The sequence below is a fragment of the Leptospira terpstrae serovar Hualin str. LT 11-33 = ATCC 700639 genome (genome assembly GCF_000332495.1).
Taxonomy (GTDB): domain Bacteria; phylum Spirochaetota; class Leptospiria; order Leptospirales; family Leptospiraceae; genus Leptospira_A; species Leptospira_A terpstrae.
In genome coordinates, this window is record NZ_AOGW02000010.1 from 235,598 (window position 1) to 258,129 (window position 22,532).

Below are 22,532 nucleotides of genomic sequence, written 5' to 3' on the forward strand. Positions count from 1 at the left end.
ACCATGTCTCGAGTTGGAAAAAGTATTATCAAATTGCCTGCAAAGGTAGAAGTGAAAGCAGAAGCTGAGGCTCTTACGATTAAAGGGCCTTTAGGGGAATTAAAAACTCCGCTTTACGAAGGTGTCAGCGCAAATGTTGAAAACGGCGAGTTGGTTTTTACTCGAAAAAGTGAAGACCAAAAGACAGTGGCTCTCCACGGTCTCGTTCGTTCTCTTGCGATGAACTGCGTAAAAGGTGTCACTACTGGTTGGGAAAAAAACTTAGAAATCACAGGGGTTGGTTATCGTGCACAAAAACGCGGTAAAGATCTAGTGATGGCTCTTGGTTATTCACACGAAGTGGTTTTCCCTGAACCTACAGGTATCAAAATTGATGTCGCAGATCAGCTAAAAATCAAAGTATCGGGAATTGACCGACAACTGGTTGGACAAGTTGCGGCTGACATTCGTTCTAAAAGACCTCCTGAACCGTATAAAGGGAAAGGGATCAAATATCAGAACGAATACATCCGTAGAAAGGCCGGAAAGACCGGTAAGAAGTAGAACGTCATGATCAACAAGACAGCTAAAAATACGAAAAGATTGAGACGAGCGGAACGAGTTAGATACAAACTCCGCTCTACATCGGAAAGACCTCGGTTGGTTTTCAACAAAACAAACCGTTACCTCACGGCGCAAATCATTGATGATGCGAAAGGTGTAACACTTGTTTATGCAACCACTTTAGAGAAAGATTTTCCGAAACATGAAAATTCAAAGAAGAGTAAATCGGCAGCGACCGAACTCGGTAAAGTAGTCGCTGATAAGGCGAAAAAAGCAGGAGTTTCCCAAGTGGTTCTCGACCGTTCTGGAATGGTTTACCATGGAAGAATTGCCGCTTTTGCTGATTCTGCCCGCGAAGGTGGATTGGAGTTCTAAATGATGTTAGAAGAAGAAACAAAAGAATTTACTGAGAAGGTCGTTAAAATCGACCGAGTTGCCAAAGTAGTGAAGGGGGGACGTCGTTTCTCCTTCAACGCACTTTCAGTTGTTGGTGACTCTAAAGGAAAAGTAGGAATTGGATTTGGAAAGGCGAATGAAGTTCCAGATGCAATCCGAAAGTCCATTGAATCGGCAAAAAAGAATTTAAAATCCATTCACTATATCGGTCATACCGTTCCTCATGATGTTGTGGGACAGTTCAAATCCGCTCGAGTGATTTTGAAGCCAGCTTCTCCGGGAACGGGGATCATCGCCGGAGCTTCTGTTCGTTCCGTTTTGGAAAGAGCAGGAATCCAAGATGTTTTGACTAAGTCATGGGGTTCTTCAAACCCGATGAACATTGTGAAAGCGACTATGGATGCATTACAACAGTTGGAAACACCGTCAATGGCGGTAAAACGACGTGGTGTCAGCCTCAAACACTTGTTTGGGCAAGATCTATAAAAAGGAATCTGACTATGGAAGAAGTGATCGTAACGCAAGAAAGAAGTTCTATTGGCATCATTCCGATGCACAAAAAAACTCTCATTGCACTCGGCCTTAAAAAGAAAGGTCAATCCAAAAAACACAAAATGACTCCCCAATTGAAAGGGATGTTACGACAAGTAGGTTACTTGTTGAAAGTGGAAAAGGTATAATTGTATGGCACAAGACAGAATTGAACAAGGTCGTGGATTCGGTGCAAAACGTCCGAAAAAATCCACATCTCTAGGAAACAAAAACTTGGTTCCCGTTCCGGAAGGTGCAACAACCTCTCCGAAACGTGTGGGACAAGGTCCAGGATCCGGGATGGGAAAAACTTCCACTCGTGGTTCCAAAGGACAAAGAGCTCGTGCATCTTCCATGAAACGCGGTTTCGAAGGTGGACAGATGCCTCTCCACAAACGTTTGCCAAAACGTGGTTTTACTAATATTTTCTCTGTGGAATTCCAACCAGTCAATTTGATCTCCTTAGCGAAAGCGGGTCTTTCTGGGGAAGTAACTCCTGCCATTCTCAAAGCCAAGAGTTTGATTAAGTCCGAAGTAGGACCTATCAAGTTACTCGGTACTGGAGAAGTGACCCAAGCCATTACCATTACGGTAGATGCTTTTTCTGCCTCTGCAAAAGAGAAAATTGAAAAAGCGGGTGGAAAAGTCATCATTAGAGAAAAGAAAAAAGAAGAGAAAAAAACTAGATAACCTATGTTTCAAACCATCGCTAACATCTTTCGAATCCCGGAATTAAGATCTAAAATCCTATTTACGATCGGTATGTTGTTACTTTTTAGAATGGGAACTCACGTAACCATTCCTGGTATCAATAGTTTGATCGTAACGGGCATTACTGCCGATCCGAGTGAAGGTTTCCTCGGAATGGTGGATTTGTTTGCAGGTGGTGCTCTTCTCAAATTTTCTATTTTTGCACTTGGGATTATGCCTTATATCTCTTCCTCCATCATTATGCAATTAGTTATGGTTCTCATTCCTAGTTTGCAAAAAATGCAAAAGGAAGGAGAAGAAGGCAGAAAAAAAATCCAACAGTACACTAAGTATGGAACCCTCATCCTTTGTGCAATCCAGTCACTTGCGGTGATCCAATTGGCAAATTCTTGGTCTACTGGATCAGGAACGGCCCAAGCAAAGTATCCTGGTCTAATCAATCCATCCGTGGAAGGTTACTTTTTACCGATTGCGATGTTATCCATCACTACGGGAACCGTACTTCTTATTTGGCTTGGGGAACAGATTACGGAACGTGGAATTGGAAACGGAATCTCTCTCATTATTTTTGCAGGGATTATTGGCCGTATGCCGGAAGCGCTCATTGCCATGTTCACTTCCGATACTTCAGATGCTCTTAGCATTCTTATCCTGATCATCATTTTTATTGTTCTCATCTCACTCACAGTGATTTTAACCCAAGGGGTTCGCCGGGTTCCGTTAAATTATGGAAAACAAATGGTGGGTAGAAAGATGGTTCAGGCTCGTAGCCAGTCCATTCCTTTTAAAGTAAACAGTGCCAATGTAATGCCAATTATCTTTGCATCCTCTTTGATTTTATTTCCACAAACAATTGTTCAGTGGTTATCATCTAAGGGTGGTCAGTGGGCAGGTTGGGCAGTGATTATGGACTATTTTAATCCATTTTCACAAATTTGGTATCATGCCCTTTTTTACTATGTGATTTATACATCTCTAATCATTTTCTTTGCGTATTTTTATACAGCGATTCAGTTCAATCCACAGGAACTAGCTGATAACTTGAAAAAATATGGTGGGTTCATTCCAGGAGTTCGTCCAGGAAGCCAAACAAAAGATATGATTGAGAAAATCTTGAATCGAATCACCCTACCGGGTGCTCTTTTCCTTGCTGGTCTTGCTCTTGCTCCGTATCTCATCATTAAGTTTTTAAACCTCGGTTCTAACACCGGTGGGGGAACCTTAGTGTATACTTTCGGAGGAACTTCTCTTCTCATTATGGTGGGTGTGGCTCTGGAAACTTTAAAACAAATCGAAGCCCAACTCCTTATGAGAAATTACGAAGGATTCATGAAGAAGACTAAAATCAAGGGAAGAGTGTAACGAATGAAGAGACTCATTTTTATGGGCCCTCCAGGTGCTGGAAAAGGGACCCAAGCTGATATCATCAAAGAGAAATACCAAATTCCTCAAATCTCTACTGGAGACATACTCCGAGCTGCCGTAAAAAACGGAACCCCTATGGGGATTGAAGCAAAAAAATATATGGACGCTGGAGACCTTGTTCCAGATGCTGTCGTTATAGGCATAATTCGCGACCGTTTGGTCGAATCTGATTGTGCGAATGGATTCATTCTGGATGGATTTCCTAGGACGGTGGAGCAAGCAAAGGCTCTCTCGGAAATCCTCAAAGAGCTCCGCATGGAGCTCGACTCCGTTGTCAACCTAGACGTTCCTGACGAAGAACTCGTCAAACGGTTGCTAGGTAGAGCGATCAAAGAAGGACGCTCGGATGACAACGAAGAGACCATCAAAAACCGTCTGCATACTTACAACACCAAGACGTTGCCCCTGATAGACTTTTATAAAGGCTCTGGGATCCTTCGGCAAATCAATGGTTTGGGAAGTATGGAAGAAATCACTAACACTATTTTAAAATCGATCCAGTAGGAGATAGACCCTGGCTAAGGAAGAAGCAATCACCATCGACGGAACCGTTTTAGAACCGTTACCGAATGCCATGTTCCGTGTGGAACTGGAGAACGGTCACAAGGTTCTAGCACACATTTCGGGAAAAATGCGTATGCATTATATCCGTATATTACCCGGCGATAAGGTTACTGTAGAGCTTTCTCCTTATGACTTAACCAAGGGCCGAATCACTTACAGAAAGAAATAGGGAACTATAATGAAAGTTAGAGCATCAGTTAAAAAAATCTGTCCAGAATGCAAAGTCATTCGCAGAAAAGGTGTAATCCGAGTGATTTGCACGAACCCAAAACACAAACAAAGGCAAAGATAGAAAGATATGGCACGTATCGCGGGTGTTGATTTACCATCAAACAAAAGAATAGTGATCGGTCTTACATACGTATTTGGTATTGGTAAGACATCCTCTCAAAATATCCTGAAAAAAGCAGGAATTGACGAATCTATCAGGGTGAAGGACCTTTCGGACGAACAAGAAGCCGCGATCCGACGAGTCATTGAAGAATCATACCAGGTAGAAGGGGATCTTCGTTCTGAAGTTAACCTTAACATCAAACGATTGATGGACGTAGGTTGTTACAGAGGTTTCCGTCACAGACGAGGACTTCCAGTCAACGGACAAAGAACAAGAACCAACGCTAGAACCCGTAAGGGTGTCAAGAAGACTGTTGCCAACAAGAAAAAGGCACCAGGTAAATAGAGGATTGATCCATGGCTGAAAAAGACGCTAAAAATAAAAAAGATACCAAAAAGGTTAAGAAAAAAGAAAAGAAGAACGTTCCTCGAGGTAAGGTATATATCCAAGCTTCGTTTAACAATACAATTGTATCGATTACAGATATGGTTGGAAACGTTCTTTCTTGGTCTTCTTCTGGAATGATGGGATTTCGTGGATCAAAAAAATCCACTCCCTATGCTGCACAAGTAGCAGCTACCAATGCTGCCGAAAAAGCAATTGAAGCTTCTGGTCTTTCCGAAGTTGATGTGATGGTTTCTGGTCCAGGAATTGGAAGAGAATCTGCCATCCGTTCTTTAACTACGAAAGGGCTTGCAATTAAGCTCATTAAAGACGTAACTCCGCTCCCTCACAATGGGTGCCGACCACGAAAAAGAAGAAGGGTGTAGGAATTATATATGGCACGTTACAGAGGTCCAGTTGTTAAATTGATGAGAAGAGAGGGGCTTAACCTCTTTCTCAAAAATAGTCATACATTACATAAAGAAAAATCTTCCCTTGAAAAGAGAAAGTACCCACCAGGTCTTCCTCCAAAGAAAAAAGGAAAGGTTACTGAATACGGAGCGCAGCTTCGTGAAAAACAAAAAGTAAAACGCGCTTACGGAGTTCTTGAAAAACAATTCCGTAGATACTTTGAAGAAGCAACACACACTCCAGGGATTCCTGGTGAGAACCTACTTCAATTCCTCGAAAGAAGATTGGATAACGTTCTTTATCGTATGGGTTTTGCTGTGACTCGAAGACAAGCACGTAACTTTGTTGCACACAGACATATCTTAGTCAATGGCCACCGAGTAGACATCTGTTCTTACCGAGTGAACATAGGTGATAAAATCGAAATTCGTGAGAAATTCCAAAAGTCTCCGTTTATTGAAGAAAATATCAAACTAGCTCAAGCAATCAATCGTACTGCTTCTTGGGTCAGTGTAGATTATACCAAGTTCTCCGGAGAAGTGTTATCACTTCCAACAAGAGATCATATTGATATCCCTGTGAAAGAACAGGTAATCGTAGAGTTGTACTCGAAGTAAGAATTTAGAGAAGAAGGATACGACATTGTCTCCAAAGAATTTATTAAAAGGTTTCAAAAGACCCAAAAAAATCGAATTCACTACCGATGTGAATACACCAAACTATGGTAAGTTTGTTGCAGAACCTTTCGAAAGAGGAATTGGTACAACGATCGGTAACTCCCTTCGTCGTACGCTTATGTCCTCTATCGAAGGAGCGGCAATTTCCGCGATTCGAATTGAAGGAGTCTCACATGAGTTCTCTTATATCGAAGGTGTTGCAGAAGACGTTACTCGTATCATTCTTAACTTAAAACAAGTTCGAATCAAATACGAGCCTGAAGACAAAGAAGCAAGTAAAGTAATCCACTTAGAACTAAAAGGTGCAGGTTATTTTCGTGCAGCGGATCTCGCTGTAGATTCTTCTATTGAAATCATGAATCCAGACCTTCATATTGCAACTCTCAATGAGGATGCAAATTTGATTATGGATTTGGAAATCCAAAGAGGACGTGGTTACGTTCCTGCTGAGGACAAAAAGAAAGATATCGAAGTTTTGGGAACAATTCCAATCGATTCTATCTTTTCACCAATCCAAAAAGTATTGTTTGAAGTATCGGAAACACGTGTAGCACAACGGTCTGATTACGAAAAACTGACTATGGAAGTTTGGACTGACGGTTCTGTATCTCCAGAAGATGCGGTAGCGCAAGCAGCGAAAATTTTAAAAGATCACCTAACTGTTTTCATTAACTTTGAAGAAGAAATTGAAGAAGAAGAAGAAGAGTTGGATGAAGCTGACGAAAAACTAAAAGCAGCTTTATCTAAACATGTGGAAGAATTGGAACTATCTGTTCGTTCTACTAACGTTCTTCGCAGTTTGGAAATTGACTTCATTGGAGAACTCGTTAAGAGATCAGAAGACGAAATGACTAAATCAAAACATTTCAGCGAACAAAGTTTACAAGAGTTAAAAGCAAAACTTTCCTCTATGGGACTTTCGTTCGGTATGAGAGATTTTTAAGATGAACAAACGTAATAAAGTTAAACAACTCAACAGATCCGCAGATCATAGAAAAGCTATGATTCAAAATATGGTTATCTCTCTTCTTCGTCACGAAAGGATTGAATCTTCCGTTGCGAAATTGAAGGTAGCTCGTTCTTATGCAGAACGAATCATCACGAGAGCAAAACGCAACTTAGATGCTAACCTTGCCAATCTTGATGAACAAAAGAAAAATGCAGCAATCCTGCACAATACACGATATCTTTATAGCCATTTAGGTGACCAGGAAATCGTAACAAAACTTTTGAAAGATTTGGCAAATCGTTATGCAGAAAGAGTAGGTGGATACACTCGAATCATTCGTTTGGTAAACCGTCCTTCTGACAACACCGCCATGGGAATTTTGGAACTTGTGGATCGCAAAACTCAAGATGAGTTAAAAGCAGAAACAAAGGCAAAACGCGAAGAAAAAAAACCCGCTAAGAAAGAAGAAAAACCCAAAAAAGTCAAAAAAGAAAAAGTAGCTTCTAAATAAGATACCTAGACTTTTCTGATTGGGAACAGAGCCTACTCAAACGAGTAGGCTTTTTTTTTATTGCATTCGTTCGGATTTTAATTTAAATTCTACATTCCAAACGCATGACTCCTTCTCTATCCACATCCGATTCTATATGGCATACAGCCTTTAGCTCTAGTCCTATTGGGATGGCTCTCACCGATATGGAGACAGGCCTTTATGTCGATGCCAATGATGTCTATTGTACTTGGCTTGGTCGTACAAGAGACGAGGTCATTGGCAAATCAACTCTTGATTTAGGCATATATTCTAATGCGAATGATCGGGAATCGATATTAGCTGGTTTAAAGAAAGATGGTTATGTGCTGAACTTAGAAGTTCCCCTCATTACAAAACTTGGTGCAACGGTCACTATTCTATTCAGCGGGCGTATTGTGGAAAATGGAAAGTACCTACTTTCTGCAGGGCAAAACATCACAGCCTTAAAAGAAAAAGAATACCTTGCTGCTGTTTTACAGAACGAACTCATCCTTAGCAAAGAGTTATTTGAAAGTGTCTTCCGCTTGAATCCTGCTGCGGTCAGCCTCTCGAATGCGGAGACTGCTGTGTATGACGACGTCAACGAAGCCTATTGTCGACTCATCGGGTATTCGAGAGAAGAGATTATTGGACGTGCCTCCTATGACCTAAACATTTGGATTACCAAATTTGATCGTGCTCGATTGATGGAAGAGCTTATGAAGAAAGGTTGGAGTACGGGAATGGAAGCCAGCATTCGAACAAAGTCTGGAGAAATCCGACATGTAATTTCTGGTAATACCATTTTGCAAACCAAAGGACGGCCTACACTACTTGCCATTCTCATTGATGTAACCGAATCAAAACAAAGTAAAGAAGCCCTGGAATTTGCAGTAAAAGAAAGAACAAAAGAACTCAATCGTATTTTAGAAGACTTACAAAAAACTCAGGATCAGTTGATCCTTTCTGAAAAAATGGCCACCTTGGGACAGTTAGTTGCCGGTGTTGCTCATGAAATTAATAACCCTCTAGCTGCCATTGCTGCCTTTAGTGATCAAATCTACAATCGAATGGGAAATTTTGGCAGTCGGTTGTTTCAAATTAAGGAATGTTTCTCAAAATATTCTGATGAGGAAATCAATGAGATTGTTGCATGGATTATAGAATTATTTACAATCAAACCAAAATCTTATAATTTTTCTGATGCAAGAAAAGCCAAAAAAAACTTAGAAAGTATTTTTATCAATTTAAAGATTGAATCTGCATATGATATGGCAGACCGAATAGTGGATCTTGGAGTTTCTGAATTTTTTTTGGAAAATGAAAGATTTTTACCTTATTTCAAATCCTCCGTACTTTTAGAGTTAGTGTTATCAGAACTAAATACTTTGAGAAGCATTGAGTCCATTCGGTTAGCAGTAGAACGTACTTCAAAAATAGTATATAGTTTGAAGAATTATGGTAGATTTGATCGTAACGAAGCAAAATCGGAAATCAATTTGGTAGATACAATTGAAACGGTTCTTACGCTTTACCAAAGCAAAATGAAATCAGGTGTGGAATGTATTCGTTTGTACAACGTAAAGCCTATCATTGCAGGTTATCCTGATGAACTGATACAAATTTGGACCAATCTCATTTATAACGCATTACAAGCTATGGCTTTCAAAGGTACTTTAACCATCCAGGTGGAAGAGTTGGAAAAGGAAGTGGTGGTACGCGTGAAGGATACTGGCTCAGGAATTCCACTGGCCATTCAAAAGAGAATTTTTGAACCTTTTTACACTACCAAAGAAAAAGGGGAGGGAACGGGGCTTGGTCTAGGGATTGTAAAACAATCTGTAGAAGAAAGACACCATGGCCGGATCCAATTTCAATCGGAACCCGGCAATACAGAGTTCCAAGTGACCCTTCCTAAAACCTAGCCAACTGCATTTGTAACTTTTCGGCAATCAAATCGAAGTCTTCGTTTTGAATTACTGTTCGGTAGGCCGCGGCTACAATTGGATGTCTTTTTTCGTCTAGTTGGATGAGATTGGGTAATACTTTTAATCCATAGAAGCCGTTGGTGATTTTTTCCGGTCTTGTTCCGTATGCCAAATCATACCCATACTTTCTATCCCTTGTATCGGATCCGAAACAAGCCAACATAAAGTCTGTCATCCCCGATAATCCGTTGAAGGTAGTAGGATCCCCGCCTAATAAAACTCCAATCGACACCATTTCATTAAAAAAACGATTACTCAAATGAAATAGTGTATTATCAACATTCCCACCTAACTCTCGTTTGAAATATCCTTCCACTAGACCCATGGCAAGAGCATAAATTGTTTTTAGAGCTCCACCCAATTGAACACCTTTTGTATCCCTAGAATTGATAGCAGTTCTTGTAAAAACATAGTTATTGGTGAGAAGTTCTTTCAGTTTGGGGATGAGTGAGTCTTCGAATGCAGAAATTTCAAATCCTGAAATTTTACGTTCCATAATTTGGTCTGGGTAACAAGCACCTGAAACAACCGCAAGGCGATCCCTTTCTATCAGTAACAATTCATGAAGGTCCTCTAAAATGAGGCCTTTTTTGGAACCGGTAAATCCTTTGATCACATTGACCATAGGGGATTTGTTTTTTTGGAGGTAAGTTCTGATTTTGGAATAAATGGAATCAAATTCCCAAGGATTGGTACCTTGGATGAATAGTGTCGCTGATTCCAAAACTTCTGGTTTGTCCGAAAACTCGATATTTGGTGGTAGTTTGTATATGGGGTAATGGATCACATCTCTTCTTTCTTCATTACTTTGTTTTACCATTTCAGAATCTGGACTATAGATAGTGACTTTCACGTTTTTGTTTGCCATTACACAAGCAAAGGCAACAGACATATTGGAGGATCCAATGATCACCACATGTTCCTCAGGTTTTTTCGAAATAGTGATGAGTTGGTTGGTTTCTCTCACATCTCCTTTGTATAAGTTACGGTAGGTTCCGTGTTTGTGTTTGTTTAAATTACTTCCTACAAGTAGGGCCAGGTTATCAATGATGAACTGTTTTTTGTCTCCGGTTCCTGGAAAAGAAATTTGTTCAATGTGAGAAGGAAATGTTAACATTTCCTTTTTTGTGAGTTCCCCCACAAGGACTGGTTTTCCAATCACAAGTTTTCCTACAGCTTGGTTAAACAGTAACCCTTCGATTGGGAGAATTTTTTCTGTTCCTTCTAATGAGATGGGTAAGATGACTTTATTAGCAACATAATGGTACACTGTGTCCACAAATGGCATAAGCCTTCCATCGCGAGACCTGGTTCCTTCAGGGAATATTGAAATTACTTTTCCATCGGACTGCAATTTCTGCGAATTACGGAAAGCTCGCATATTGATTTTGGTCATCACATCGGAAAGGGATGGATTGTCTGCCATATCCTTTTTAGAACAAACAAGAAGGGTTCCAAACATATAGAGTCCAAGGCGTGTGAAGTCTGGTTCGAAAGCCAAACGTCCCGCAATGAAGACTAAGGATTCAGCAATCTTTCTTCCTTCAGGACCTGCATTGTACAAAAGAGTAAAAATCGCCGGTGCATCTAGATGACTTAAGTGGTTGGAAATCAGAGTGACAGGATACTTTCCAATGACTCCATCGAGGAGTTTTAAGTTTTCGATGCCTTCTACTTTGAATTTCTTCATGATGGGATCGAGAAACTTCAACATAAAGTCGCGAGGTTCGGGACGAATGTCCGTATATACACCAATTTCTTCCAATCGTTCTGGTTCTTGGAAAATTTCCATGACCTTTGGTTTCGGTGTGCTTTGCGAAAGAACTAAAAACTCTTCTAAAATGGACTTTGCTTCAGATTCGGTGAGTCCCGATTTTACAAATAGGTGGATGTTCTCAAAAAATTCTTTATGCCAGCGACCCAAAGTGGCTTCTTTTTCTGTCATGTATGCCTCTAAACCGACATTAAATTACTGAAAACTTTCGATTTGTCTATTCGATTTTTACAATTGATTGCGTAAATCCAGGATTTCTCTAAACTGACTTCTTGGGTGATCGAGATCCCGGTATGAATCAAAAAAACAAATCAATTTCCTCGGAACAAAAATGGATTCCGGATGGATTTCATTTTTTAGGCCCCGAAGAAAGCAAAAACCGGCGGATTTTACTACAAACATTTTCGGAACTTTTTGAGAAAGAAGGGTATTCCGAAATCAATCTTCCTTCTTTTGATTATTCTAATTCTTTTCGCTCTCATTTGGATCATGGTCTAGAGAGTTTGCTAGTTGCTAAAGATTGGGATGGGAACGAACTCTCTCCTGGTGTTGATCTAACTCTACAAGTAGTGAAGGGAATGGCAGCTCGTTCCCATTGGGAAGAGAACCAAAATGTGTTTTACTTTGCTCGTAAGATTCGTGACCACAAAAAACGAAATGCGTCCAGAAGAGAGATCTTACAAATCGGAGTTGAGTCTTTAGGAAAGAGTGACCCAAAACATATCATCTCACAAATCCAAATCTTAAAAAAACTTTGGATAAGTTCTGTACCGAAAACTCCATTTACCATCGTATTTGGGCATTCCTCTTTTTTCAGATCCGTCTTGGAAATTTTAGGTTGGAATGAAGAACAAACAAAGGTTCTACGCCAACTCTTATATACAAAGAATGTTCCTGAACTTGTCTCCCTAGCAGCAAGAGAAAACACAACGGAGGCACATATGCAGATGATCCAGCTGCTCCTTCGTCCCATCCCAGTGGCTGAGATGGGAAAATTCAAAGAAACGCTGCAAAAGATTTTAAATCCCAGAGAGTGGGAAATTCTGAAAGTTGATTTAGACTCGATCATTTCATTTTTTGGAGAATGGACTCGGTCTATGGAAGGAATACCGAGCATTTGGGATCCATCTCTTGTTCGTGATCTTTCTTATTATACTGGCTTTATGTTTCAAGGATATGTAGACCGAGATCCAGAACCGGTCTTTGCCGGTGGTGTTTATAACGAATTATATGAAAGTTTTACCGGAATGAATAGGGATGCCTGTGGTTTTGCCCTACATCTCGATTCCATTGAAGAAATAGTAAATAAAGTTAAATGAGGGAATTATGCCTGCAAATTTAGTTGTCGGAGCACAATGGGGTGATGAAGGAAAAGCAAAGGTAATTGATTACCTTTCGAAAGATACAGATATCATTGTCAGATACCAAGGCGGAGCGAACGCCGGTCATACGGTGGTGGTGGGTGGAAAAAAATACATTTTCCATCTTGTACCTTCGGGAATTATTTATGACAATACCACTTGTGTGATTGGGAACGGGGTTGTTCTCGATCCTGAATATTTTCTTAAAGAGTGTGCTGATTTAGAATCTCACGGATTCCGAGTGAAAGAAAAATTGCTCATCAGTGATTCTTGTCACATTCTTTTGCCTTACCATCGTTTGATTGATGAAGCAAGGGAAGCTGGGTCTTCACCAGAAAGAAAGATAGGTACCACAAAGAAAGGAATTGGAATGTGTTACGCTGACAAGATGCTTCGTAACGGAGTTCGTGCGGGTGACCTTCTCGATAAAGAAAATTTAAAAAGAAAACTCACCCACATCTTGGAAGTGAAAAACCAAGAATTAGTGAAGTATTATGATTTGGAACCAGTGAATATCAACGAAATGTATGATTTTCTTTTGGACTTCGCTGACAAAATCGGCAAAAACATCGTTAACACAGTATATTACCTAAATTCTGAATTAGAAAAAGGAAAACGAGTTCTTTTAGAAGGAGCCCAAGGGACTGGTCTTGATATTGATTTTGGAACCTATCCTTATGTAACTAGTTCCAATCCCACTACGGGAGGAGCACTTGCCGGTTCTGGAGTAAGTTTCCGCTATTTAAAAGATGTGATTGGGATTACCAAAGCCTATGCCACTCGAGTAGGAGAGGGACCATTCCCTTCCGAAATTTTTGGAGAACCAGGTGACGTCCTACGGAAGTTAGGCGGTGAGTATGGATCCACTACAGGAAGACCAAGAAGATGTGGTTGGTTTGATGTACAAATGATCAAACACGCTGTAACTGTGAATGGAATCAATTCTCTTGTACTTACAAAAATTGATGTTCTCAGTCATTATGATTCAATTCCTGTTGTGATTGGTTATGAACTCAAAGGTAAGAAGTTGGATTTTTTCCCATCCCAAGGACTAGAAGACGTTAAACCGTTGTTTGCTGACTTCAAAGGTTGGAAAGATGATATTTCTGGAATCAATTCCTTCTCTAAGTTACCTCCACTTTGCCAAGCATATATCAAGTCCTTACAAGAGTTGGTAAATACTAAGATTGGTATTGTTTCGACCGGACCAGATCGCGAACACACGATCATCATGGATTAAAAAAAACGAGGCGCTTTGAATCTTTTTTTTAAGTAGTTGTTGACCGAGAAAGGTCGTTCGATATTCTTGGCTACAGAACGAGTCGTTAGCTCAGCTGGTAGAGCAATTCCCTTTTAAGGAATGGGTCCGGGGTTCGAATCCCCGACGACTCACATAAGAGTTCTTAAAACTCTGTTTACTTTGTTCTCAATCGGTGCCATCGTCTAATGGTTAGGACACAAGGTTTTCATCCTTGCAATCGGGGTTCAATTCCCCGTGGCACTACCAAACATACCTCCTTCAAATAACATTCTTCACAAACTCGCTTCTGATATGATGCTTTGCATTTCTCAATAATGCCTACCCTTGTTAGATAGAAGTCGTATAACAAAGGATCGTCGGGTTTGATTTTTAGAAAAAAATCTTTAATGAGATAGGCATCACTCGATCTAAAACTTTTTCGAGAGGTGATTCCTAAAATTTGGATTAACTTCTGGATATGTACATCTAAAGGAAAAGGGATTTGGTTTGGTTTTATCTTTTGGTAGATTCCGAAATCAGGATAAGACGTTCTTACCATCCATCTTAAAAATAAGGATAGGCGTTTTTTGGGGGATTTTGTAGTGGATTTTCCAACTAGAAATTGCAGTCCATAAGTCAGCGGTTTTTTTCCCAATGTGGTTTGGAGTTCTTTCTCCCAAAACCTTTGAAAATTTTGAAGGGAGGATTCTTCCTGGAACTTGCCCGCCTGGTCTAAGAATTTAGATTCCCAAAGGGGCGATTTGTTATTTGATTCCGAAATTAACCTAACCAGCGTTTGAAAGAAGGTTTGGTTGTCTTTTTTTGTTTGGAACCGGTAACCTTGCATTTTTTGGAGAAGGGTTTGGTAATTGGATCCAGCTTCCCGTAAGGTTTGGAAAGGAGAAGGGCCAAGAAGTGTAAACAATGGCCTTAAGAACCCTTGGATACTTTTTACATTCCCATAAGCAAATAAACAGGAAATCAATGAAACCACTTCGATATCCAATGGGTCTTTGTATTGTTTCGGAAAACAAATGGGATCTGTTTCTAAATACGTAAGGTTTTGGTATTTGTTTTTAAGAGCTTCTAACTTCGAATGTAGAAGTTCAAAGTCAATCTGCATTCTTCATTGCAACATAAGTTCTGGAAGTTAATTTTCTTCCAATCCTTTCTTCCATAAACTGGCTTGCCTGAATGACAGAACCCAATTGAATCCCAGTATTATAACCTTCTTTATGTAAAAAATAAACCAAATCCTCTGTGGCTACATTTCCTGCTGCTCCTTTGGCATAAGGGCAACCACCGAGTCCACCTGCGGAACTGTCGAAACTCCGAATACCCATACTCAGTGCTTGTTTGATATTCGCGATTGCCATTCCGTAAGTATCATGGAAATGTCCTGCAAAGTAAGAGTCTGGGATTTTTTTTAAGAGAACTTCTAAAAGTGTTTCTACTTCCGAAGGAACTGCTACCCCAATGGTTTCTCCCAAAGAGATTTCATACACTCCTGCCTCTAGCAGACGTTCTGCGATCTCAAGTGTCTGTTCTGGTTTGATTTTTCCTTCGTAAGGGCAAGCAATCACAGTAGAAATATACCCGCGCACTTTGATCCCATCTGTCTTTGCCATTGTAAAGATCGGTTTAAAAAAATCTAAACTCTCTTGAATTGTCATATTGATATTTTTTTTGGTAAATGTTTCTGATGTAGCCGTGAAGACGGCAACTTCTTTAAAACCGGAATCTTTGGCTCCTTCATAACCTTTGGCATTGGGAGTGAGGCAAGAAAATTGGACTTGGTTTTGGAACTTAGGAAGGACGAGGTCCGCAAGTTCTTTAGCATCTCCCATTTGGGGAATTCGGTCTTTACGGACAAAGGAAGTGAGTTCTATATTTTTGATTCCGCTTTCTACTAGACGAGATACGAATTCGAATTTATCCTGAGTAGAGAGAATGGTTTTTTCGTTTTGCAGTCCATCCCTTGGTCCTACTTCTGTGATTTTAATTTGTTCCAATTCCCAAATCTCCTTCTCTTTATACTCCTGCTTAAAAATTAGAAACGCAATGATTTTCTGGAGTGAAACTTATGTTTGCTCTTAAAAATATTTCTGTTCGTGTGTCAGGTCGTTCCTTATTACAAAATATCAACTTGAGTGCGGAACCCAAAGAGATCACGGGACTTATAGGAAAATCAGGATCAGGGAAATCCACTTTGTTTCGTTTGGCCCTTGGACTCCTAAAAAAGGAAGACGGTTATGATTGGGAAGGGTCTATTTCGTGGAAGGGCGAAATTTTATCGATCAAACACAATCCAAAACTCCAACCAGTATTTCAAGACCCATTGGCAAGTTTTTCTCACATAGGCACTATGCGAGAGTTATTACTCGAACCGACTCGCATCAGAAATCAATTTTTCTTAAATAAACAACAGAAATCTATAGAATGGGAACGGATAGAATCTTTCTGTGAAAGGTTTGATCTTCCGAAAGAATTATTAGATAAAACAAAACAAGAATTAAGTGGCGGTCAGTTGCAAAGATTTGCTATTCTTCGTGCCTTACTCACGGCACCCGAATACCTGCTTTTAGATGAACCAGTTACAGCACTTGATGTGCTTGTACAAAAAAAAATTGCAGAAGAATTAAAAGAAATCAATACGAAAGAAAATCTTGGAATGTTTTTTGTTTCCCATGATTTAGGATTTTTGTCTTATATGTGCGATAAAATTTTTGTTTTGGATGGAGGTGAAATTGTAGAATTTGGCCCGACAAAAGAAATACTTTCTAATCCAAAATCAAAACTATTGCAAAGTTTACTTGTGGCAAGAAATCATTCATTTGCCGGTGCTGCTTCTTCTTCCGAATCATCTAACTGAGTTCGTTTGGCCTCAGCAAATTTTTTGGCAATGTCTCTTCGTCTCGCAATTACTTTTGAAGATACTGTCGCAAAAAAAGGATCATTGGTAAAACTTAGCATCTTTGTATATTCTTCTTCCGCAGTTTCATAATCCGTTACCTTGGACGCTGTTTCTGCAAAATAATAATGAAATTTTTTATCGTAAGGTTTTGGTTTTCCTTCTGCTGTAGTGAGAGTAGTTCTGTTAAAAATTTTATAAGCGATATGGAAATTTCCTTTTTCCATTTCCAAACGAGCAAATCCTAATTTTACATTGGGACTTTCTTCTTCGATCGTTAGTGCTTTTTTTAAATACAGTAAGGCTCGATTCTTTAATCCTGTAGCCAAATAATGATCAGCAAGACGAATTAAGGCTTCCGTATCATAAGGATTTTTTTCAACAGCTAATTTGTAATTGAGGATGGCATAATAAACTTGCCTTGTGATTTCCGATAGAATGGCGATGTGAAGGTAGGTTTTGAAATACTCCGGCATTTCTGCTTTGGCATATTCAAATTCCACTATTGCCAATTCATACTTCATCTCTAAGGAATAGAGTCTTCCTAAATTGTAACGGAAGGGAAAAAATTGGGGATCAAACCGAACCCCAGCTTCCAGGCGTTTGATCACTTCTGCCCTGGCATTCGGTTTCCCGTTGAACAAAAGTTCCATTGTGTCATTGTTCCATTTCCCCGAATTGGTAATGGTATCTGTTCCGTAAGTGAAACTACCGTTGGATTTTGGCGGCTCCCCTTGGAAGAGTTTTCCACGTGCGAGAATGAAATCTTCTTTGTGGTAGATAAAGGAACCATTGGGAAAATCCGAGGTATCAAATTCCTGGTCTTTACCCCAAAGGATCTCAGGGTATTCCTGGTTCCCTATGAGTTTTTGTCCCCAAATCAGTGTAGGGAATAAAAACAGAAGTGCGAGACTGAAGCTATGGAAGAACATGGTGTAGAATGAACCAAACCCTTTTGGAAACAAAAGCGCTTACTATTACTGTCGGCGAAAAGGTCTTACTGAGAGAGATCAATCTTTCTTTTTTTCAGACTGGGCTTGTCGCAGTTCTTGGTGAGAATGGTGCGGGAAAGTCCACCCTCTTAAAAGAAATCTATCACCACTCACTTTCTTCTTCAAAATGGGATTGGACCCAAGGCAAAAAAAAAATAACCTATCTTGGTCATGAACTTGGATTTTATTCCTCTCTCAGTTTAGAGGAAAATTTGGATTATTTTTCCAAGTTAGATGGATTGCCTCCCGATCTCAGGAAACGAAACCTACTTTTAGAAGCTTTTCGTTTGCAAAAAAGAATTTGGGATCCAATCCATACCTTTTCGCGGGGAATGAAACAGAAAGTAGCCATTCTTCGTGCCTTACTATCTTCTGCAGAAGTGGTTTTATTTGATGAACCATTTACAGGTTTAGATGCAGAATCCTCAAAAGTTTTGAGTGCACTTTTAAATGAAGAATCAAAATCAAGACTCATTCTAATTGTTCTCCATTCCGTTCCCAAAGAATTGCAATGTAGCAAACATTTACAAATTGAGAAGGGGAAAGTGTTTGTTACTGACCTTACTTAAAAAAGAATTTTATCTGATTGGCCGTTCGCTTGGGGGAGTGGTTTCCCTTTTTACCTTAAGTGTATCCGTTGTATTTATTTTTTATACCTCGATTGAAGTGAATGAAATGTTGTCCGAAAGAAGCATTCGCGGAATCAAATGGGCCATTATTTTTTTACTCAACTTCGTGATTGTAAGCCAAAGTCTTTGGGAAGAAAGAGAATCCATGGGTTGGGAGGCCAGTCTTTCCTTTGTCAGTCCCATTTCTATGTATTTGGCTAAATCCCTTGCCATTTGGTTTTGTACCATTTTAGTGAATGGAGCCCTTGTCCTTGTTCTTTCTGTTTTCTTTCAAAATATGAGTATAGAAAGGTATTGGGGAGAGTGGTTATTTGCCAACTTGGGAAGTGGGTGTTTGGTCTTTCTTGGAGTTTCACTCGGACTCATTGCCTTTGAAAGTCGTTTGAAAGAAATTATCATTCCTCTTTTACAACTTCCTTTTTCCATCCCCCTGTTCCTATTCGGATTGGAAGCGGAACATCGGTATTGGCTGGAACCAGGGTTTTACCTACCTTCCGTGGGGTTACTTTTGTTTTTTATGTTATTTTATGCTACACTTGGTTCGGTGATGATTGAGATTCTTAGGAATGAGCATTAAGACCTTGTTTTCTCCTAGAATTTCTTTCTATCTCTGAAAATCTGGAAAAAAATGGAACGTAAAATTCGGATATTTCCCCCTGTTATTGACATTGGTTTTTATCTCGTCGTTTGTACGTCGCTTATCTTTGCCGTCATTACTTCGTTAGTGTACCCTAACGTCATTTTGGAGCAGGGTTTAAGTCACAGGATATTTTACTTTCATGTTCCAGTCGCCTGGGTTGCGTTATATGGCCCCATACTTTCCTTTGTTTTTTCTTTGATTTTCCTTTTCACTCGGAATCTGCTTTGGGACAGGCTTGCTTTTACGGCAAACCAACTTTCTTTTTTATTTGCCGTTGGCGTTTTGTTTTCTGGTCCTATTTGGGCGTATAGTGCCTGGGGAGTTCCTTGGGATAAAACAGATGCTAGGTTGCAGTCTTTTTTTATTCTTTGTATTTCTCTTTTAAGTTATTTTATCTTTCGGTATTTAGTTCCTGCTAAAAATAAAAAAGCAATCCTATCTGCTTATCTTTCTGTACTTTGTGCAGTGAGTGCCATCCTTACTTGGGGAGCCATTCGATGGATCGAAAACCCAGGGAACCATCCAGGGAGTGTGCTCGGGAAAGGGGGAATGGATTCGGATATGAAACAAAGTATGTGGCTTGGCGTCTTAGCCTTCCACTTCCTATTTCTTTTCCTTTTTCTTGTTTCCAACCGCACTGAAAAAATCCAAGATATCAGATCCAAACTGAAATCGGAATTGGAATAAACCATGGGCACAGAAGAATCGGCGCATACCATCCTCATCGTAGATGATGTTCCAGAAAATGTGGAACTTTTGAAATACCTTTTGCAACAAGAAGGTTTCAAAACCTATACCGCATTTTCTGCAGAAGAAGCGCGCCTTGTTCTATTAAATACCGCCATAGACACACTTTTGTTAGATGTAAATATGCCCGTTCAGGATGGGTTTTCCTTTTGTCGGGAACTTCGTACGATGGATCAGTTCAAACTGCTTCCAATTCTATTTATCACATCGATAGAAAGAGAAGTGGGATTTCAAGAAGCGATGAAAAATGGTGGGGATGATTTTATCAACAAACCATTTAACAAAAGAGAATTGGTAGCAAAAATTCATTCCGTGATTCGTTTGAAAGATTTACAGGACGAGTTGTACAGACAAAAAAGTAAATACGAAAAAGAATTACAAACTGCAAGAAGAGTCCAAGACCAACTAATTCCCGAAAAAAGTTTTATTTGGAATGGAATCAAAGCTCAAACTTTGTTTCATCCCTATTTACAAATTGGTGGTGACTTTGTTGATTCTTGGATCGAAGAGAAAAAACTCCACATTGTGATTGCTGATTGTTCGGGGCATGGACCAAGTGCAGCCCTCATTGGTGCCATGTTTAAGATGCAACTTTTTAACTTGGTATCTAGTATGGGACTACGGGAACGTGTGGAACACCTGCGAAAAAATATGGAGTTAGTTTTACCAGAAGACTATGCCATTACCTTTTGTTATGCGATCCTTGACCAAGATTTGAAACTTTCTTATATTAATGGCGGGCATCCCGCACCGATTGTATATATAGATGGAGAAACCAAATTCTTAAAAGGAATGAGCCCTATGATTATGGGTATCAATTTTGTGACCAATGATGAAGTACAAACCGTTCAGTTAAAAACTGGATCTTTGTTTTTTATGTATACGGATGGGGCAAGTGAAGCAATGAACCCAAAATCTGAATACATTACAGAAGAGGGAATGAAAGAGATATTCCATGAATCTGTAAAAGTTGGTACTGATATTTTACCAACCGTACAAAATAAGATTTTAGAATTCTGTGGATCTTCCACTCCAAGTGATGATATGGCTATGGTGTGTATACAATTATGATTCCAACTCCCAGTTATAAGGGTAAAGTAAGAGATGTTTTTGATTTAGGAGATTCACTCCTACTTGTGGCCACTGACCGTATCTCTGCCTTTGATGTTGTGTTTGAAGAGCCCGTTTTAGATAAAGGAAAAATTCTAACACGAATTTCCACAGCTTGGTTTCGCCAATTTCCGAATATTGAAAACCATTTGATCACAGATGATTTCACTCAGTTTCCTCCTCCTTTCCAAAAAGAAGATTCCCTCCAAGGTAGATCAGTTCTTGTCAAAAAAGCAAAACGGATCAATTTCGAATGTGTGGTGCGTGGTTATTTGACTGGATCCGCTTGGAAGGAATACAAATCGGAAGGAACCATTGCCCATGTTGCTTATCCAAAAGGCCTACAAGAATCGTATCGATTTGAAACACCTATCTTTACACCGGCTCGGAAAAATGATTCCGGCCACGATGAAAATGTAAGTGAATCCACCATGGAAAAAGAAGTAGGAGAAACACTCTATTCTGAACTGAAAAGTCTCTCTCTTGCTATTTATAACAAAGCCCATGTTCTTATGGCAAAACAAGGAATCCTTCTTTGTGATACTAAATTTGAATTTGGACTCATCGATGGAAAACCGATCCTCATCGATGAAATCCTCACCCCAGATTCGTCCAGGTATTGGGACGCATCCACTTACGAACTCGGAAAAACTCCCGCCAGTTTTGATAAACAAATCCTCAGGAATTGGCTCGAATCGACAGATTGGGACAAAAATCCACCGGCTCCCCATTTGCCCGAATCCTTGATCCTGGAACTACGTAAAAAATACTTGGAATTGGAAGATAAAATCACGCTATGTTTGTCGCAAAAATAAATGTTACCCTCAAAGAATCCGTTCTTGATCCGCAAGGACAAACGGTTCTCCGCACCTTGCATGACCAAGGGAAAAATACTGTTACCGACTTAAGAGTGGGAAAATACATCGAAATGAAAATCGATGCGAGCTCTCAGTCAGTGGCAGAAGCACTTGCAAAAGAAATTTGTGAATCTGTGCTCGTCAACCAAGTGATTGAGGCCTACCGTTTGGTTGTGGAGAAATTATGAAGGTTCGGGTGGTCACCTTTCCTGGTTCCAATTGTGATAAGGATGTAGGGACAGTACTTGCCACAGAATTTGGTGCTACCGTAGATTACACTTGGTATAAGGATTCTTTTACGGACCTTCCGGACCTTGTGGTCCTTCCCGGTGGATTTTCTTTTGGTGACTACTTACGTTGCGGTGCCATGGCTAAATTTTCCAATGCTATGGAATCAGTAGTTTCTTATGCAAAAAAAGGGGGAAAGGTTTTAGGAGTTTGTAATGGATTCCAAATATTAACAGAATCGGGACTGCTTCCCGGTGCGCTCCTACATAACAGAACCCTAAAATACATTTGCAAAGATGTAGAACTCATTCCTGTCGCAGAAAACAAAATTGCGAAAGGTCTTCAGGGGCATTTAAGCATTCCCATTGCTCATGGAGAAGGTGCCTATTTTGCTGATTCAGAAACATTAGAACGATTAGAAAAAAATGGCCAAGTGGTCTTTCGTTACAAAGAAAATCCAAATGGATCCTTACATGATATCGCAGGGATTTGTAATGAAGCGGGAAATGTATTAGGTATGATGCCTCATCCAGAAAGAGCAGTGAATCCCTATACGGGAAAGATGGATGGAAAACAAATCTTAGAAGCTCTATTAAAAAAATAAAAATTTTGTAACCTT

General features: G+C 39.8%; 29 protein-coding genes and 2 tRNA genes. 27 read left to right on the forward strand and 4 right to left on the reverse strand.

What is annotated here, in order from left to right; all coding sequences use genetic code 11:
- The first annotated feature begins 3 nt into the window (after positions 1-3).
- The 15 genes from rplF (at position 4) to LEP1GSC203_RS09570 (ending at position 9,361) form a co-directional block, all read left to right on the forward strand.
- On the forward strand, positions 4-543 hold the full coding sequence (gene rplF / locus LEP1GSC203_RS09510; protein WP_002973724.1) for a 50S ribosomal protein L6: 540 nt from the start codon (positions 4-6) through the stop codon (positions 541-543).
- A 6-nt stretch (positions 544-549) separates the two neighbouring features.
- On the forward strand, positions 550-918 hold the full coding sequence (gene rplR, locus LEP1GSC203_RS09515; RefSeq protein ID WP_039926661.1) for a 50S ribosomal protein L18: 369 nt from the start codon (positions 550-552) through the stop codon (positions 916-918).
- A gap of 3 nt (positions 919-921) precedes the next feature.
- Positions 922-1,425, forward strand: a complete 504-nt coding sequence (gene rpsE, locus LEP1GSC203_RS09520; RefSeq protein ID WP_002973816.1) for a 30S ribosomal protein S5 — start codon at positions 922-924, stop codon at positions 1,423-1,425.
- Positions 1,426-1,439: 14 nt separating this feature from the next.
- Positions 1,440-1,619 (forward strand): 50S ribosomal protein L30, encoded by a 180-nt coding sequence (rpmD, locus tag LEP1GSC203_RS09525; RefSeq protein WP_002974048.1) that lies wholly within the window; start codon positions 1,440-1,442, stop codon positions 1,617-1,619.
- Positions 1,620-1,623: 4 nt separating this feature from the next.
- Entirely contained in the window at positions 1,624-2,160 is a 537-nt protein-coding gene (rplO, locus tag LEP1GSC203_RS09530; RefSeq protein WP_002974171.1) for a 50S ribosomal protein L15, read from the forward strand.
- A gap of 3 nt (positions 2,161-2,163) precedes the next feature.
- Positions 2,164-3,543 carry a preprotein translocase subunit SecY gene (gene secY, locus LEP1GSC203_RS09535; RefSeq protein WP_002974039.1) on the forward strand — a complete coding sequence of 460 codons (1,380 nt, stop codon included), beginning with the start codon at positions 2,164-2,166 and terminating at the stop codon, positions 3,541-3,543.
- Between the two features lie 3 nt (positions 3,544-3,546).
- Entirely contained in the window at positions 3,547-4,110 is a 564-nt protein-coding gene (locus LEP1GSC203_RS09540; RefSeq protein WP_002973886.1) for an adenylate kinase, read from the forward strand.
- A 10-nt stretch (positions 4,111-4,120) separates the two neighbouring features.
- Positions 4,121-4,339, forward strand: a complete 219-nt coding sequence (gene infA / locus LEP1GSC203_RS19585) for a translation initiation factor IF-1 (RefSeq protein ID WP_012476295.1) — start codon at positions 4,121-4,123, stop codon at positions 4,337-4,339.
- A 9-nt stretch (positions 4,340-4,348) separates the two neighbouring features.
- Positions 4,349-4,462 (forward strand): 50S ribosomal protein L36, encoded by a 114-nt coding sequence (gene rpmJ / locus LEP1GSC203_RS19590; protein ID WP_002974084.1) that lies wholly within the window; start codon positions 4,349-4,351, stop codon positions 4,460-4,462.
- A 6-nt stretch (positions 4,463-4,468) separates the two neighbouring features.
- Positions 4,469-4,849, forward strand: coding sequence for a 30S ribosomal protein S13 (rpsM, locus tag LEP1GSC203_RS09545; protein ID WP_039937686.1), 381 nt, complete (start codon positions 4,469-4,471; stop codon positions 4,847-4,849).
- Positions 4,850-4,860: 11 nt separating this feature from the next.
- Complete coding sequence (rpsK, locus tag LEP1GSC203_RS09550; protein ID WP_002974369.1) at positions 4,861-5,274, forward strand: 30S ribosomal protein S11; 414 nt, start codon at positions 4,861-4,863, stop codon at positions 5,272-5,274.
- A gap of 9 nt (positions 5,275-5,283) precedes the next feature.
- The gene (gene rpsD, locus LEP1GSC203_RS09555) at positions 5,284-5,916 is read left to right on the forward strand and encodes a 30S ribosomal protein S4 (RefSeq protein WP_002974505.1); all 633 of its coding nucleotides are present in this window, start codon (positions 5,284-5,286) and stop codon (positions 5,914-5,916) included.
- Between the two features lie 25 nt (positions 5,917-5,941).
- Positions 5,942-6,919, forward strand: a complete 978-nt coding sequence (locus tag LEP1GSC203_RS09560; RefSeq protein ID WP_002974165.1) for a DNA-directed RNA polymerase subunit alpha — start codon at positions 5,942-5,944, stop codon at positions 6,917-6,919.
- Between the two features lies 1 nt (position 6,920).
- The gene (gene rplQ / locus LEP1GSC203_RS09565; protein ID WP_039937689.1) at positions 6,921-7,436 is read left to right on the forward strand and encodes a 50S ribosomal protein L17; all 516 of its coding nucleotides are present in this window, start codon (positions 6,921-6,923) and stop codon (positions 7,434-7,436) included.
- Positions 7,437-7,540: 104 nt separating this feature from the next.
- Entirely contained in the window at positions 7,541-9,361 is a 1,821-nt protein-coding gene (locus LEP1GSC203_RS09570; RefSeq protein ID WP_002974082.1) for a PAS domain-containing sensor histidine kinase, read from the forward strand.
- On the opposite strand, the gene LEP1GSC203_RS09575 is transcribed toward LEP1GSC203_RS09570, so the two are convergent.
- Positions 9,351-11,369, reverse strand: a complete 2,019-nt coding sequence (locus LEP1GSC203_RS09575; protein ID WP_002974192.1) for a 1-acyl-sn-glycerol-3-phosphate acyltransferase — start codon at positions 11,367-11,369, stop codon at positions 9,351-9,353. The genes LEP1GSC203_RS09570 and LEP1GSC203_RS09575 overlap by 11 nt on opposite strands.
- Positions 11,370-11,491: 122 nt before the next feature.
- On the opposite strand from LEP1GSC203_RS09575, the gene LEP1GSC203_RS09580 reads away from it, so the two are divergent.
- The 4 genes from LEP1GSC203_RS09580 (at position 11,492) to LEP1GSC203_RS09595 (ending at position 14,066) form a co-directional block, all read left to right on the forward strand.
- On the forward strand, positions 11,492-12,517 hold the full coding sequence (locus LEP1GSC203_RS09580; RefSeq protein WP_002973742.1) for an ATP phosphoribosyltransferase regulatory subunit: 1,026 nt from the start codon (positions 11,492-11,494) through the stop codon (positions 12,515-12,517).
- Between the two features lie 7 nt (positions 12,518-12,524).
- Complete coding sequence (locus LEP1GSC203_RS09585; RefSeq protein WP_002973590.1) at positions 12,525-13,799, forward strand: adenylosuccinate synthase; 1,275 nt, start codon at positions 12,525-12,527, stop codon at positions 13,797-13,799.
- Between the two features lie 79 nt (positions 13,800-13,878).
- A tRNA-Lys gene (locus LEP1GSC203_RS09590) sits at positions 13,879-13,951 on the forward strand.
- A 40-nt stretch (positions 13,952-13,991) separates the two neighbouring features.
- Positions 13,992-14,066, forward strand: a tRNA-Glu gene (locus LEP1GSC203_RS09595).
- On the opposite strand, the gene LEP1GSC203_RS19595 is transcribed toward LEP1GSC203_RS09595, so the two are convergent.
- A complete protein-coding gene (locus LEP1GSC203_RS19595) occupies positions 14,026-14,922 on the reverse strand; it encodes a TIGR02757 family protein (protein ID WP_084764956.1) in 897 nt (298 codons plus the stop codon). The genes LEP1GSC203_RS09595 and LEP1GSC203_RS19595 overlap by 41 nt on opposite strands.
- A complete protein-coding gene (locus tag LEP1GSC203_RS09605) occupies positions 14,912-15,811 on the reverse strand; it encodes a hydroxymethylglutaryl-CoA lyase (RefSeq protein WP_002973579.1) in 900 nt (299 codons plus the stop codon). Before LEP1GSC203_RS09605 ends, LEP1GSC203_RS19595 begins: the two co-directional genes overlap by 11 nt.
- Positions 15,812-15,882: 71 nt before the next feature.
- Here LEP1GSC203_RS09605 and LEP1GSC203_RS09610 point away from each other — a divergent pair, with 71 nt between their 5' ends.
- Positions 15,883-16,671, forward strand: coding sequence for an ABC transporter ATP-binding protein (locus LEP1GSC203_RS09610; RefSeq protein ID WP_002974410.1), 789 nt, complete (start codon positions 15,883-15,885; stop codon positions 16,669-16,671).
- Here the strand turns inward: LEP1GSC203_RS09610 and LEP1GSC203_RS09615 are convergent.
- A complete protein-coding gene (locus LEP1GSC203_RS09615; protein ID WP_002974479.1) occupies positions 16,626-17,642 on the reverse strand; it encodes a tetratricopeptide repeat protein in 1,017 nt (338 codons plus the stop codon). The genes LEP1GSC203_RS09610 and LEP1GSC203_RS09615 overlap by 46 nt on opposite strands.
- An 8-nt stretch (positions 17,643-17,650) precedes the next feature.
- Between LEP1GSC203_RS09615 and LEP1GSC203_RS09620 the strand changes: the two genes are divergently transcribed.
- From LEP1GSC203_RS09620 to purQ, 7 genes are read left to right on the forward strand one after another with little or no spacing between them, the layout of a single operon-like run.
- On the forward strand, positions 17,651-18,271 hold the full coding sequence (locus LEP1GSC203_RS09620) for an ABC transporter ATP-binding protein (protein WP_002974321.1): 621 nt from the start codon (positions 17,651-17,653) through the stop codon (positions 18,269-18,271).
- Positions 18,252-18,908: a heme exporter protein CcmB gene (locus LEP1GSC203_RS09625; RefSeq protein ID WP_002973870.1), complete on the forward strand. Its 657-nt coding sequence runs from the start codon at positions 18,252-18,254 to the stop codon at positions 18,906-18,908. The genes LEP1GSC203_RS09620 and LEP1GSC203_RS09625 overlap by 20 nt, the downstream gene beginning before the upstream one ends.
- Before the next feature lie 51 nt (positions 18,909-18,959).
- Positions 18,960-19,658 carry a cytochrome c biogenesis protein CcsA gene (gene ccsA / locus LEP1GSC203_RS09630; protein WP_002974119.1) on the forward strand — a complete coding sequence of 233 codons (699 nt, stop codon included), beginning with the start codon at positions 18,960-18,962 and terminating at the stop codon, positions 19,656-19,658.
- 3 nt (positions 19,659-19,661) lie between these two features.
- Complete coding sequence (locus LEP1GSC203_RS09635; protein WP_002973665.1) at positions 19,662-20,789, forward strand: PP2C family protein-serine/threonine phosphatase; 1,128 nt, start codon at positions 19,662-19,664, stop codon at positions 20,787-20,789.
- Positions 20,786-21,643: a phosphoribosylaminoimidazolesuccinocarboxamide synthase gene (locus tag LEP1GSC203_RS09640; protein WP_002973699.1), complete on the forward strand. Its 858-nt coding sequence runs from the start codon at positions 20,786-20,788 to the stop codon at positions 21,641-21,643. Before LEP1GSC203_RS09635 ends, LEP1GSC203_RS09640 begins: the two co-directional genes overlap by 4 nt.
- Positions 21,625-21,873, forward strand: coding sequence for a phosphoribosylformylglycinamidine synthase subunit PurS (purS, locus tag LEP1GSC203_RS09645; RefSeq protein ID WP_002974385.1), 249 nt, complete (start codon positions 21,625-21,627; stop codon positions 21,871-21,873). The genes LEP1GSC203_RS09640 and purS overlap by 19 nt, the downstream gene beginning before the upstream one ends.
- Complete coding sequence (purQ, locus tag LEP1GSC203_RS09650) at positions 21,870-22,517, forward strand: phosphoribosylformylglycinamidine synthase subunit PurQ (protein ID WP_002974526.1); 648 nt, start codon at positions 21,870-21,872, stop codon at positions 22,515-22,517. Before purS ends, purQ begins: the two co-directional genes overlap by 4 nt.
- Positions 22,518-22,532 lie beyond the last annotated feature (15 nt).

Bases quoted from the DNA above. Each gene is read 5' to 3' on its own strand.
- LEP1GSC203_RS09635 (WP_002973665.1), top strand. From the start codon at position 19,662: ATGGGCACAGAAGAATCGGCGCATACCATCCTCATCGTAGATGATGTT.
- LEP1GSC203_RS09575 (WP_002974192.1), bottom strand. From the start codon at position 11,369: ATGACAGAAAAAGAAGCCACTTTGGGTCGCTGGCATAAAGAATTTTTT.
- LEP1GSC203_RS09585 (WP_002973590.1), top strand. From the start codon at position 12,525: ATGCCTGCAAATTTAGTTGTCGGAGCACAATGGGGTGATGAAGGAAAA.
- rpsM (WP_039937686.1), top strand. From the start codon at position 4,469: ATGGCACGTATCGCGGGTGTTGATTTACCATCAAACAAAAGAATAGTG.
- rplF (WP_002973724.1), top strand. From the start codon at position 4: ATGTCTCGAGTTGGAAAAAGTATTATCAAATTGCCTGCAAAGGTAGAA.
- secY (WP_002974039.1), top strand. From the start codon at position 2,164: ATGTTTCAAACCATCGCTAACATCTTTCGAATCCCGGAATTAAGATCT.
- ccsA (WP_002974119.1), top strand. From the start codon at position 18,960: ATGGAACGTAAAATTCGGATATTTCCCCCTGTTATTGACATTGGTTTT.
- LEP1GSC203_RS09540 (WP_002973886.1), top strand. From the start codon at position 3,547: ATGAAGAGACTCATTTTTATGGGCCCTCCAGGTGCTGGAAAAGGGACC.
- rplO (WP_002974171.1), top strand. From the start codon at position 1,624: ATGGCACAAGACAGAATTGAACAAGGTCGTGGATTCGGTGCAAAACGT.
- rplR (WP_039926661.1), top strand. From the start codon at position 550: ATGATCAACAAGACAGCTAAAAATACGAAAAGATTGAGACGAGCGGAA.
- rpmJ (WP_002974084.1), top strand. From the start codon at position 4,349: ATGAAAGTTAGAGCATCAGTTAAAAAAATCTGTCCAGAATGCAAAGTC.
- LEP1GSC203_RS09580 (WP_002973742.1), top strand. From the start codon at position 11,492: ATGAATCAAAAAAACAAATCAATTTCCTCGGAACAAAAATGGATTCCG.
- purS (WP_002974385.1), top strand. From the start codon at position 21,625: ATGTTTGTCGCAAAAATAAATGTTACCCTCAAAGAATCCGTTCTTGAT.
- LEP1GSC203_RS09615 (WP_002974479.1), bottom strand. From the start codon at position 17,642: ATGTTCTTCCATAGCTTCAGTCTCGCACTTCTGTTTTTATTCCCTACA.
- LEP1GSC203_RS09640 (WP_002973699.1), top strand. From the start codon at position 20,786: ATGATTCCAACTCCCAGTTATAAGGGTAAAGTAAGAGATGTTTTTGAT.
- rpmD (WP_002974048.1), top strand. From the start codon at position 1,440: ATGGAAGAAGTGATCGTAACGCAAGAAAGAAGTTCTATTGGCATCATT.
- rpsK (WP_002974369.1), top strand. From the start codon at position 4,861: ATGGCTGAAAAAGACGCTAAAAATAAAAAAGATACCAAAAAGGTTAAG.
- LEP1GSC203_RS09620 (WP_002974321.1), top strand. From the start codon at position 17,651: ATGAACCAAACCCTTTTGGAAACAAAAGCGCTTACTATTACTGTCGGC.
- LEP1GSC203_RS09610 (WP_002974410.1), top strand. From the start codon at position 15,883: ATGTTTGCTCTTAAAAATATTTCTGTTCGTGTGTCAGGTCGTTCCTTA.
- rpsE (WP_002973816.1), top strand. From the start codon at position 922: ATGTTAGAAGAAGAAACAAAAGAATTTACTGAGAAGGTCGTTAAAATC.
- purQ (WP_002974526.1), top strand. From the start codon at position 21,870: ATGAAGGTTCGGGTGGTCACCTTTCCTGGTTCCAATTGTGATAAGGAT.
- rpsD (WP_002974505.1), top strand. From the start codon at position 5,284: ATGGCACGTTACAGAGGTCCAGTTGTTAAATTGATGAGAAGAGAGGGG.
- rplQ (WP_039937689.1), top strand. From the start codon at position 6,921: ATGAACAAACGTAATAAAGTTAAACAACTCAACAGATCCGCAGATCAT.
- LEP1GSC203_RS09570 (WP_002974082.1), top strand. From the start codon at position 7,541: ATGACTCCTTCTCTATCCACATCCGATTCTATATGGCATACAGCCTTT.
- LEP1GSC203_RS19595 (WP_084764956.1), bottom strand. From the start codon at position 14,922: ATGCAGATTGACTTTGAACTTCTACATTCGAAGTTAGAAGCTCTTAAA.